8 protein-coding genes are annotated in these 10,945 nt (G+C 69.8%); 1 reads left to right on the top strand and 7 read right to left on the bottom strand.

Going from position 1 to position 10,945, the window contains the following annotated elements:
- Positions 1–1,317 precede the first annotated feature (1,317 nt).
- The 3 genes from OG948_RS34115 to OG948_RS34105 are packed head-to-tail and all read right to left on the bottom strand — an operon-like array spanning position 1,318 to position 4,821.
- A complete protein-coding gene (locus tag OG948_RS34115; RefSeq protein ID WP_331768902.1) occupies positions 1,318–2,394 on the bottom strand; it encodes a hypothetical protein in 1,077 nt (358 codons plus the stop codon).
- The gene (locus tag OG948_RS34110) at positions 2,391–3,176 is read right to left on the bottom strand and encodes an ATP-binding protein (protein WP_331768903.1); all 786 of its coding nucleotides are present in this window, start codon (positions 3,174–3,176) and stop codon (positions 2,391–2,393) included. Before OG948_RS34110 ends, OG948_RS34115 begins: the two co-directional genes overlap by 4 nt.
- Entirely contained in the window at positions 3,139–4,821 is a 1,683-nt protein-coding gene (locus OG948_RS34105; RefSeq protein ID WP_406300151.1) for a Mu transposase C-terminal domain-containing protein, read from the bottom strand. Before OG948_RS34105 ends, OG948_RS34110 begins: the two co-directional genes overlap by 38 nt.
- A 1,408-nt stretch (positions 4,822–6,229) precedes the next feature.
- On the opposite strand from OG948_RS34105, the gene OG948_RS34100 reads away from it, so the two are divergent.
- On the top strand, positions 6,230–6,715 hold the full coding sequence (locus tag OG948_RS34100) for a hypothetical protein (protein ID WP_331768905.1): 486 nt from the start codon (positions 6,230–6,232) through the stop codon (positions 6,713–6,715).
- Here OG948_RS34100 and OG948_RS34095 read toward each other — a convergent pair.
- The 4 genes from OG948_RS34095 to OG948_RS34080 form a co-directional block, all read right to left on the bottom strand.
- Complete coding sequence (locus OG948_RS34095; protein ID WP_406292718.1) at positions 6,708–7,964, bottom strand: IS110 family transposase; 1,257 nt, start codon at positions 7,962–7,964, stop codon at positions 6,708–6,710. The genes OG948_RS34100 and OG948_RS34095 overlap by 8 nt on opposite strands.
- Before the next feature lie 621 nt (positions 7,965–8,585).
- Positions 8,586–9,872 (bottom strand): hypothetical protein, encoded by a 1,287-nt coding sequence (locus OG948_RS34090; RefSeq protein WP_331768907.1) that lies wholly within the window; start codon positions 9,870–9,872, stop codon positions 8,586–8,588.
- On the bottom strand, positions 9,869–10,609 hold the full coding sequence (locus OG948_RS34085) for an ATP-binding protein (protein ID WP_331768908.1): 741 nt from the start codon (positions 10,607–10,609) through the stop codon (positions 9,869–9,871). The genes OG948_RS34090 and OG948_RS34085 overlap by 4 nt, the downstream gene beginning before the upstream one ends.
- Before the next feature lie 65 nt (positions 10,610–10,674).
- Entirely contained in the window at positions 10,675–10,872 is a 198-nt protein-coding gene (locus OG948_RS34080) for a hypothetical protein (protein WP_406292720.1), read from the bottom strand.
- Positions 10,873–10,945: the final 73 nt, after the last annotated feature.

The raw sequence follows: 10,945 nt of genomic DNA, 5'->3' as shown, positions 1-10,945 counted from the left end.
ACGCGCGACCCTACGGGTCGCAAGAGGTGTTGGCTGGAAGTGACTCCGTCACTTCCAACCAACACGCAATCGCTACGCGATTGCCCGCCGAACCGAACGCACCGGTCCCCCCGATCGATGGGCTCCGGAACTGTGCTGGCAGCACGGCGGGTTGGTGTGTGGTTCCGTCTCCACTGCGGGACCGGCGATTCGAGACAACGACCGGTGGGGCAAACCAACATCGCACGATGCCAGAGGACTTGAGATCGTCATGCGCCAACCATCATTGGAAACAGGCGACTTCATGACCAGTCGAAGACTTCCAATATAGGTGGGTGTCGCATCACGCAACAAGACCATGCATCAGAACTTCTTGCCGGGTACGATTCGGGGAAATCCACAGGCCCCACCGGACCCCAACCCCGGCCTGGTGCGTCCCGTCACGCCGGGCAGGGCATTCTCACCGTGCGGCCGGCCGATCCCAGGGCGTCGTCCCACTCACCCGACCGCGACGAGATCACCAACTCCCCCACGGACAAAGACGGATCCCGATTTCGCACCCACGCACCCCATGGACAGTCCGATGAGAATCCACCGGACAACCACACAGGACCCCACGAGCCCGCTCCGCGGCCCCACCGCCGCACCCGACGGGCCGAACCGGCACCGACCCCAGCGCATCGAACCGGCCCTCCACAGCCATCGCAAGCCCACCCCGACACCCACACCAGGAACCCCCGACAAGCGGCCTGGACACCCTCCTGCGGCCCTCACACCCGAGCCCGCCACAACCCACCCGCCGACGCCCCATACCCCCGGAAACCACGCCCGAAAGTCGTAAGGAAAACCCGGCGGGAAAATCAGCCCGAAAACCCCGGAACCTGCAGGTCGACAACCCTCCACCCGGCGCAGCGGCCGGCGACCCCCACGCAGCAGACCGGACACGAGCAACTCCCGGAACCGGGACGCAGGAACCGGACCGAGGTACGGGTTGTGCCCACGGACGACTCGACGAGGCCGCGTCCGCAACTCGGCATGCTCGGCATCGTGTGATCCCACCCCCACGCCGTGTCCGACAGGCAATCCTCAATCGTGTTGCGCGGCCTTCTCAAACCCTGCGGCACCACAGGCCAACCGCCCCGTCACCGAGCAGGCACCCATCGGGGGCGGGTGATCGGCAGCCCCTCACGCTCCGGGGATTCGTCGGGTCGTCGGGCGAGTGGGAGAGGCGTCGGCGGGGCTTCGCATGAGGAACTTTCGAACAATTCCTTACCACTTACCGAAATGTTGATTCCTTACACGAAGCCTGTGCGGTGGGGGCGGGCCGGGTCGGTGTGGTCATCGGGTCCCGCGCCGCCGGGATGGTGGAGGTTGGGGGGCACGCGCGCGGAGCCGGCATCGATCGGCGAGCGCGGGGAGTTCGGGGGCGATCCCGTGGGGATCGCTCGGGTCGACGAACAGGAAGGCGCTCACGCCGGAGGTGATCCACGTCAGGTGACGGGCGGCGATCAACGAACGGCGAGCCCAGGGCGGCACGGGATACTCCACGCAGCCGTAGTGGTAACCGGACGGATCGTGCAGGAGCAGGGCGTCGGCATCCGGGGAGAGGTCGGTGGCGCGGGTCCACACGAGCTGGGCGGTGGAGGCGGCCGTGAGCACCGTGGCCACCACCGCTGCTGCGGGGCGGGGGTGGGCGGTGGCGGCGTCGAGCCTGCGGAGGATCTCCGCCGCGGTGGCCTGCCGCAGGCGCGGCACGACGGGTGGACGCAGTCGGGCGAAGGTGCGGGCGGGGAAACGGCGACTGCGCGGGGTGCAGCCGCATCCGGGGCGCGGTGGTTCGTGCCGGCTGCGCTCGCCCAGGCGGGCCAGGGCGGGCAGGGTGATCCACCGGTTCGTGGGCCGCCGCGGCACTGCGGAGGCCGCGATGTCGGGCTTGGGGTCGGTGGGTGGGAGCAGTGCGGCGGCGTCGGCGAGGTGGTGCGGGACGGTGGCGAGCGCGCGGGTCAGGGCGGTGGGGACCGTGGGGCGGTGGCACACCGCCTGGAGGCGGATCCCGGTGTGCGCGCGCAGGGTCAGCAGGTGTTGCCAGCACGATGGGGGCAGTAGGTGTGCGCGCAGCAGTGTCAGGTGGGTGATGTCGGTGGTGAGAATCCATGCCGCGGCGGTGGCCCATGCGATCCGGTTCCGGATCTGCTGGTTGCGGGGACCGCTGGGGTGGGCGAAGGGGACGGGCTTGCCCAGGGCGGCGAGGACGTCGTAGGCGAGCGTGAGTGGTGAGGTGGCGGCGGGCGTGGGGTGGACGGTCAGTCGCCCTTGGGCGGGGTGGTGGGCGTGGAGCGCGGCGCGGGTGTGGGTCACGTCGTCGAAGGGGTCGAGGACCACCGTCACCGGTGGGAGGAACGGGGTGTTCGTCATCGGGCGGGTGCTCGGCGGGTGAGTTTGCTGTAGGCCCAGCGCAGGAGTTCCTCGTCGACGCGGGTGCGGTCGGTGGCGTCCAGGCCGGTGGTGAGGTGGTGGGTGATCTTCGCCCAGGCGCGGAAGTTGCCGTGGGCGGCTTCGCGGTCGCAGGTGGCGATCAGGTCCGGGTCGGCCTCGGCCCAGATCGGGTGGAAGGCGGGGATGACGGCGAGGACTTCGTCCAGGGGCATCGGGCCGATCTCCTGCCAGGCGTATACGCGGGATTCGAGCATGGGTTCGCTCTGGAGCATCTCGAAGCAGCCGTTGCCTCCGGTGAAGACGATGGTCAGGTCGGTGTCGGTGTCGTCCCAGAGGTAGCGCAGGTATTCGAAACAGAGTTTCGACAGCCATTGGGCCTCGTCGCAGACCAACACCCGGCGTTCCTCCAGGGCGCCGCGGAGCATGCGGTCGAACTCGATCGCGTGGGAGGGTGGGCGGCCGGGCAGGCCGAGGGCGTGGAAGAGTTCGTGGCGCAGGTCGCGGGTGCTGGGGCGGGCGCGGAAGACCACGCGGTGGGTGGTGGTCGGGGCGAGTTCGCGCAGCGAGGCGTTCACCGCGAGGGATTTGCCGTGGCCGGCGGTGCCGTGGACGCAGATCATCGCGCGCGCGTCGATCGCGGCGCGGATGTCCTCCCTGACGGCGAGCAGGGTTCTGGTGCCCACGATCTGGGCGCCCTTGAGGCGCATGTAGTGGTCCTCGCGTTCACCGGGCAGGCGGCCCTTGCGTGTCGCGGTGCTCATGTCGGTCGCCTTCCTCGGACGGACTCGGCGGTCGGCGCGGTGCGGTGTCGCAGTTCCGTTCGCCGGTGTCGTCGCCGGTTGTCGGTGCGGTGTTCGTGTCGGAGGCCGCCGGTTGCCTGGTGCGGGGGCGTGCCCAGGTCGTCGGTGGTTCGCGGGGCGGGATCAGGTCCGGCAGCGCGCGCGAGGCCAGGTCCGCCTGTCGGGAGCGAGTCAGCTCGGCCTCGGCCTGCGCGGCGGTGAGTGCGCCCAGTTGTCGGGGGGCGGTCGCGGTGGTGACCGCCGCGTAACGCCGTCGGCGTTGTCGGTCGGCCTCGGCCAGGGCGTGTGCCAGGGTGCGGCGTTCGGCGTCCTTGGCTCGGCGCAGTGCGGCGCGTTGTGTGGCTGTGGCCTGGTCGGCGAGGTGGGCGCGGCCCAGGTGGGCGTGGGTGGTGGCGTCGAACACCTCGATCTCGTGGTCGTGGTGTGGGATGTAGCGCAGGCGTACGCGGATGCCGTCCTTGCCGTGCATCCATGGGCCGACGTAGTCGCGGCCGCGCCAGCGGATTCCTTTGGTGGTCAGTGTCCTGGTTCGGCCGTCGTCTTCGAGGGTGAAGGCCCAGAGCAGGTCGGGGGGGACGTCCTCGATCGGGGTCGGGTCGGCGTTCCACGCCTGCAGCGGGGTGCCGGCGTGGGCCTGGCTGTGGTGTTCGGTGTTCCACCACGCGATCCAGTCCAGGAGTCGGGAGGTGAATTCGACGAAGGGCAGTACGTGGGTGGGGGCGGTTTTTGGGGGTCGTGCGCGGAGTGAGGTGGTGGGGGTGTGGAGGTGGCCGGGCAGGGCGATGCAGAACGTACTCGCCACGCAGGCGTTGAGGTTTTCCACCGTGCCTTTGAGGTCCGGGCGGTATGGCGGCAGGTCGTGCACGGGTACGGCGAACGCGCCGAGCGCGGTGGTGACGGTGCGGGAGAGGAAGTCCTTGCCGCGGTCCACGCGGACGAGTTCGGGTAGACCACCGATCGGGCCGTAGGGGCCGTCGGGTTCGTCTCGTGACATGGCGATGCGCAGCGCGGCCAGGATCGCGTCGCGGGAGGGGGTGTGGGGGGTGACGGCCGCGCCGGGGACGGCTCCGGTGGCGCAGTCGATGAACCAGGTGACCCACGGTGTGACCAGTTCCCCTTCCAACTCGACCTGGACGGGTAGGTGTTTGTGGTCGGCTTCCCAGCAGGCGTTGCGCCATTGGCGTGGGCGGGCCAGGTGGACGTCGTGGAGGCGGCGGGCGCGTTCTCCGCCTTTGAACGCGGCGCGTTGGCCGGTGTTGACGTCTCGGCGTATCGCGCGTTGCAGTGTGGCCAGTGACGGAACGTCCGGCGGGGCCGTGCTCGTGTCCCCTGTTCCTGTGGTGCGGTGTGTGGCGGCCGCGTGGGCCTCGGCGATCAACTCGCGGTGCACGGCTGCCGCGTTCCCGCCCCACAGCGCCAGCCGGGCGTGCAGGTCGGCGGTGATCGTGAACCGTGGCCGTGGGCGAGGGGTGGTACGGCCTTCCTCACGGGCCGTTTGCAGCCAGCGCTGCAGGGTGCGTGGTGACTTCCCCGCTGCGGCTGCAGCCAGTCGGAGGTGCTCGGGCGTCAACGCGCCCCGGGCTTCCAACCCCGTGAGGCGGGCGATCACTTGCTCCCGGGCCGCAGCCGCCGGCACCACACCGGTTGCCCACAGGTCGTCCTCGGGTGCGTCGGTCACCACCACTCCCCCTTCCCCTTTTTCCTGCCCGGCCCCGGGAGCCGGACGACCCGGCCGTCGGAACACCGCTTCCTCCAGGAACACGGAAACCGCGTCACCGTGACGCCGAAAACGGCATTCCGATGACGCGGGCGGGACGTTCTGGTAAAAGCCGGACAGCGGGCGGCCCAAGGGGAAGTTGCAGGACGCCGACCTGCGGGACGTCGTTTCCATGACGCCACAAAACCGCACCGGAAAGACGCGACCAGGGCCCTACATGGCTGTGACCAGGCAGATCTGTCACACGATCGACGACATACTCACGCGGCCACCACGACACCCAACCGCAACTTCACACTCGTGATCGGGACCGCCGAACCACGGGAGCTGGCGGACCTCACCGTCACGGTCAGACCGAAGTCGAACACCTCAGGCCGACCCACCAGCGAAACCTCCTCCACCTCGCTCCAGAGCGAACGCGGCCCCGCCTGAAGGACATTCGGACACCGGCCCCCGGCAAAACCCGCCGCGGCCACCGACGGAACCCCGCAGCCGGCCGTCAACCACAACGTGCCCTCACCCGCACGCTCACCCGGAGCCACCACGGGCACACACCCCGGAACCCGCAAACCGACGACGAACGCCACCGGATCACAGGAACCACCGACCACATCCACCAACGACAACTCCGTACCGCCGGCTCCCCAACCCGGACCCTCCGACACACCGCCCACCACCATCCCGGCCAGCGAACACACCGCTTCCCAAAGGGAATTCTCAATCGCGTTGCACATCCCTCTCAAACTCTGCGACACCGCAGGTCAACCGACCCCTCGCGAACGAGCGCGCCCCATCCACACACCGAAATCCCAGGTCACAAAACACAAACCACATTCTCAATCCGTGCCGCACCGCAGGTCAGCGCACCACACCCGCACAACCCAAGTGAGACGACGTACTCGCCAACTGCCGCCGACCCCTGGAAACCCGCACCAACCCCGCCCGCCGGGCGCAGCGATGGGAACGGCTCGCCGCCGTCGACCCCGACTGGAACCCCATGGGCCGCACCGACCCGGCACGGCGATGGTCGGTGGACTGGCAGCGGATACTCGCCCTGGTCCGGCTGCACGTGGAAGGCGGTGGGCGCCCGGCCGAGTTGACGCCGGGTCACACCATCGGCGGCGAACCCGTCGGACGATGGCTTCAGCGACAGAAGACGAGCTGGGCGGAACTGACCCCGGCGCAGCGGAGGGCGTTGACCGGGCTCGGCGTTCGACGGGTGCGGGGGGTGCCCCTATGGGTTTCGTCAAGGGAAATCGGGCTGCATTCGGGGTGGGGAGCCGGGCAACATGGTGGTGTGCCCGATCTGCTGTGGGATGACGTGAAGTGTTTCTTCGATCCCGACCTGATGGGATCCCTGCCGGACATGCGTGTCCCTGACGCCTCGGTGGAGGACTGGCAGACGGTCCTTGATCTTGTCGAGGCGAGAGGCTGGAAGTGCCGGTACTCCGAGGGCGAGATGGTGCTGCCGGTGCCCCGGGCGAGGGCCGTGCTGTCCCGCCCGCGTGACGCCGAGTGTCCGAACCTGCGGGTCTGGCCGACGGGTGGTGTGTTGGCGATCTTCCGTTTCCACGACCACGACGAAATCGACTTCGACGTCGACCTGGGGGAGTTGCAGGGCCAGGAGCGACTCGATGCGTTCTGCGGATTTCTGCGGGAGATCGGGCGGGGTTTGGGCAAGCCCGTGCTCATGGACCCGGAGGGCGACCACGGCCATCCGGTGCTCGGATTCGAGGTCGGGGCCGACCGGGTCGTCCTCCTGACCGAGCCGCCGCTCAGGTGACCTCCGCCGGCCGGGGTTCGTAGAAGGTGCCGTCTCTGAGCATGGCGAAGAGGACGTCGGCTCTTCGGCGGGCGAGGCAGAGGAGGGCTTGCGTGTGGTGCTTCCCCTGGGCTGTCTTCTTGTCGTAGTAGGCCCGGGAGGCGGGGTCGTTCAGGGCAGCGAACGCGGAGAGGAAGAACGCGCGTTTGAGCTGCTTGTTGCCTCTCCGGGAGGGCTGTTCGCCGCGGATCGACGATCCCGAGCTCCTGGTCGCCGGGGCCAGGCCCGCGTAGGCGGCGAGGTGGGCGGCGGAGGGGAAGCGGCTGCCGTCGCCGACGTCGATGAGGATCCGGGCTCCGGTCCTGACGCCGATGCCGGGCATCGAGGTCGGGACCTTCGAAAGAGGGTGGGCCTCCAGGAGCTCCTCGATCCTGGCGGCGAGGACTTTGCGCTGGTCCAGGACGGCGGTGAGCGAGCCGGCGAGGCTGGGGACGATGAGCGCGGTCGCATCGGTGCCGGGGACGACCGCGGTCTGTTCGTCGAGCGCGGCGAAGATGTCGTCGACCAGGCGTTCGGCCATGCGTGGGGCCTTGGGTCGTATGAGGTTCACGAGGCGTCTGCGTCCGGCCTTGCGGATCAGGGCAGGGGACCCGAATCGCTGCAACAGCGTGAGGATACCGGGGTGTTGGATGCGTGGGCCCAGGACGCGTTCCAGGTGGGGGTGGATCTGGGTGAGCAGGCCGCGCATCCGGTTGGAGACTCGCGTGGCCTCGCCGGCGAGGTCGTCGTCGAAGCCGACGATCATCTCCAGCTCGGCGATCGCCTCGTCTGCGGCCTCGATTGCCCGCAGGGTGTGGGGCATCGAGCGGGCGGCGTCGGCGATGACGAAGGCGTCGCGGGCGTCGGTTTTGGCCTCGCCGGGGTAGAGATCGGCGATCCGCCGCATGGTCAATCCGGGCAGGTAGGCGACTTCGCAGCCCATGTCCCGGGCCACCGCGAGCGGTAGGGCGCCGATGGAGGCGGGCTGGTCGACGACCACGAGCACGGTTCCGTGTTTCGTGGCGAGTTTGGCGAACACCTCGCGCAGCTTGGGCTCGCTGTTGGGCATTCGCTTGTCGAGGACCTTCTTCCCGGCCGGGGTCAGCGCGGTGGCGTGGTGTTCGCCCTTGCCGACGTCCAGGCCGAGGAAGACGTCGATGTCGCCGATGTCGATCACGTGCTTCCTCCAATCGTTTCCTGCCCGGCCGTCCCACGGCACCGATCGCCACATCCACATTACGAAGAGCCTCCCGACCTGCGGACAAGCCGGTGGTCATGCCCCTAATCAGCGGTCTGTCGATGCCTTCGGGATCGGTGACACCACCCCCCTGGCCATGCGTTCAACAGGGGGAGACAGTCATGCCGGTCCCGAAGGCCGGGAGCCCCGTTGCGGGGCCACCAAAAAGGTAATGGGGAGTGCGAGGAGAGGGCGGCCCCGGCGGGTGTCGTTGTCAACCGGTGGACGCTCACTCTCGCCGCCGCGGGTGCGTTCCGGGCGCGCGAGGTGCACCTGACCGTACCCCGCAGGCATCTCGAGATCGTCCGGGCAGGCGGTGTGGACCACGAGGTGAAGTTGGGGGTGGCGTTGGCGAACGCGCGGCAGCGGCGGGGTCCTACCCGCAAGACAGGCTCGACGCACTCTCCGCTCTGGGCATGCGATGGGCGTAGCGGCGCGGTCGCCTGAACCGCCGACCGCGCTGGGGCGACGCGTCCGTGAGGGTGTCGCCGCGGCCGGTCGTGGAAGGGCTCGCGTCGGGCTCTCGGGCTCGGTGGCGGCCGGGTCGAATCGGTCGGCGGTTAGGGGCTGTTGCCTTGGCTTGCGTTGATGTTTTGGTCCGTTGGGCGCGGGTGCTCAGTTCCGTGTCAGTCGCGCTTGGTGGTGCCAGTCGTGCCCGGTATGTGGGTGGTCGAATGTGGGGATCGGATGATCTGCGTCCTGCCGCAGGGCTTGAAGTCGATGGCCGAAGGATGTGCTGAACAGCCCGTAGTGGCCGGGGGCTTCCTCGAGTACGCGGAACATCCGCGCCGCCTCGAGGATGGGCCGCGCGCGGGGCGGAACGGTGTACCAGACCAAGGGCGGCGGACTGTCTGGGTCGTGGTCACGGCTCCACTGTTCCGGTAGTGCCAGGCGGGTACCGTTTTCGTCGATGCCGTCCACCGTGGTTGCCGCCACCTGGTCCGGGTGGGCTCCGGTGAACAGCAGCGTGGCGAGCGCGGAGAGTTGTACGGGATGCGGAACGGCGCGGCTGACGCGGTGCGCGACGTGGGCGGTGAAAGGGACTGTGCAGATGCCCGGTCCCCCGGCGGCTTCGAGGTCGGTGGGCACGGTCAGGCGCAGCCCGTGTGCGGCGAAGCCGGCCTGGGCGCCCTGGACGCGGGCCGTGGTGTGGCCGGGGTTGGGGCTGAGGGTGGTCAGGCGGGACAGGAACAGTTCGAGGTCGGCTTGGTCGGGGGGCGTCGAGGGGGTGATGCGGTGCCGGGCCAGCCAGGTCTTGGCGGCGTTTTGCCCCGCGCGGTGCTGGGCGCGCGAACTCGGAGTATCCGCCGGGTTCGACGTGCGCGGCCTCTCGGCCGGGAGACCGGTGTCCTGGGTCTGCGGCGCCGCGAACGGTGGGCGGAAGCGGTTGGGCGTGGTGGGCGGGACGAACAGGCCCAGCGCGGCGTGGACGCCGTCGAGGCGCTGCAGTTCTCCGGCGAGACCGGCTTCGGCAAGGTGGAGATCGAGGCGGGCCGTGTCCGGGCGGCCGGGCGGGTTGGCGATCAGGACCAGGTGGATGCCGGTCGTCGCGCGTAGGGCGGCCAGGCGCTCGGTTCGGTCCGGAGTCAGCAAGTGGGCGCGCAGGAGTATCAGTTGCCGGATGTCGTCGACGGTGAACCAGCAGGCGACCGCTCTCCACGCGGGTGCGGCGGTGATGGCCCGGCCGTGGGTCGGGACGTAGGCGGTGCGGCCCAGTGCGGAGAGGATGTCGCGGGCCAGGAACGTCGAGGTGACGGTGGCGGGGGTCGGGTCGACGGTGATTCGCCCGTGCCGGGGATCGGAGCATTGCCGAGCCGCGCGGGCCAGTGCCGCGTCGTCGCCGTCGTCGGTGATCAGCGTGACCGGCGGTGCCGGCCGGGAGAAGAGGGTCAGGGGTTTCATCGGCGAGGCGGAGGGTCGATACGGTCCGCGATCCGCTCGAGTAACTCCGGTGTGACGGCGCCGGTGTGGGCGAAAGTCTGGGCGCGGCGGGTGTGATGGGTCAGCGCTGCCCAGCGGCGCAGCCGGCCGTGGGCGAAGCGGGCGTCCATGTGGCGCAGCACCGTGTGGTCGGTGTGCCGCCAGATCGGGTGGAGGCGGGAGATGGCCTGCGGCACGTGGTCCGGGAGCAGCGGGGTGATCTCCACCCAGGCGGCGGTGCGGGAGGCCAGCATCCGTTGTCTGCGCAGCAGTTGCCCGCTGTCCTCGCCTGCGATCAGCACGATGCACAGGCCGCCGGGGAGGGTGTCGTACAGGTAGCGCAGGTACTCGAACGCGGCGGGCGAGAGTTGGTGTGCGTCGTCGACGACCACGATTCGCGGCGGTCGGGTCAGGGTGTCGAGGATGCTCGCGTCGCAGACTCCCGGGTCTGAGGGGGGATCGCCGGGGAGGTGGAGGGCGTGGTGGAGGGCCGCGCGCAGGTCGGTCGGCTCGGGGTGGGCGCGCAGGTCGAGCCGGCAGTGCCGGTCGGGCGGGTGGCCGGCGAGTGCGAGGCGGACGGCGAACGTCTTGCCCACGCCGGAGGCTCCATACAGGCACAGCATCGCCCGTTGGGCGAGGCAGGCCGTGAGGGCGTGTGTCGTGTCGAGCAGGCCGGGGGTGCGCAGGGCCCGAGCACCCGGCAGGTCCAGGAAGTGCATCCCCGCCTCGAGGGGGTGGGGTACCGGAGCGAACAAGTGGGACGGCCGCCGGGGGTCGGAGGTTGTCAGCACTGTTTCAGTGCCCACTCGATCACCTGCTGGTCGACGTCGCCGGTCCTGAAGTGCTTGAGGCCTTTGAGGACGTGGTGGGTGACCTTGGCCCACTCGCGTATGGAGCCGTCGGCGTGCACCCGGTCGATGTGCTGCAGGAGTCCGGCGTCTGCGGTCTCCCGGGCCGGGTGGGTGGCGGGGACGACGCTCATGGTCTCCTCCTCCGACATGGCGAGGACCTCGGTGCGGGTGTAGATCCTGGAGGCCGGCGGGGTGGATCCGCGA

It is taken from the genome of Embleya sp. NBC_00888, from assembly GCF_045207655.1.
Lineage (GTDB): Bacteria > Actinomycetota > Actinomycetes > Streptomycetales > Streptomycetaceae > Embleya.
The sequence above is the reverse complement of the archived record's forward strand: the minus strand, read 5'-3'. Positions and strand labels throughout refer to the sequence as shown.

What these genes read in the sequence shown, in the direction of transcription:
- OG948_RS34080 (WP_406292720.1), bottom strand. Translation starts at nt 10,872, where the DNA reads ATGAGCGTCGTCCCCGCCACCCACCCGGCCCGGGAGACCGCAGACGCC.
- OG948_RS34110 (WP_331768903.1), bottom strand. Translation starts at nt 3,176, where the DNA reads ATGAGCACCGCGACACGCAAGGGCCGCCTGCCCGGTGAACGCGAGGAC.
- OG948_RS34090 (WP_331768907.1), bottom strand. Translation starts at nt 9,872, where the DNA reads ATGAAACCCCTGACCCTCTTCTCCCGGCCGGCACCGCCGGTCACGCTG.
- OG948_RS34095 (WP_406292718.1), bottom strand. Translation starts at nt 7,964, where the DNA reads ATGTGGCGATCGGTGCCGTGGGACGGCCGGGCAGGAAACGATTGGAGG.
- OG948_RS34085 (WP_331768908.1), bottom strand. Translation starts at nt 10,609, where the DNA reads ATGCACTTCCTGGACCTGCCGGGTGCTCGGGCCCTGCGCACCCCCGGC.
- OG948_RS34115 (WP_331768902.1), bottom strand. Translation starts at nt 2,394, where the DNA reads ATGACGAACACCCCGTTCCTCCCACCGGTGACGGTGGTCCTCGACCCC.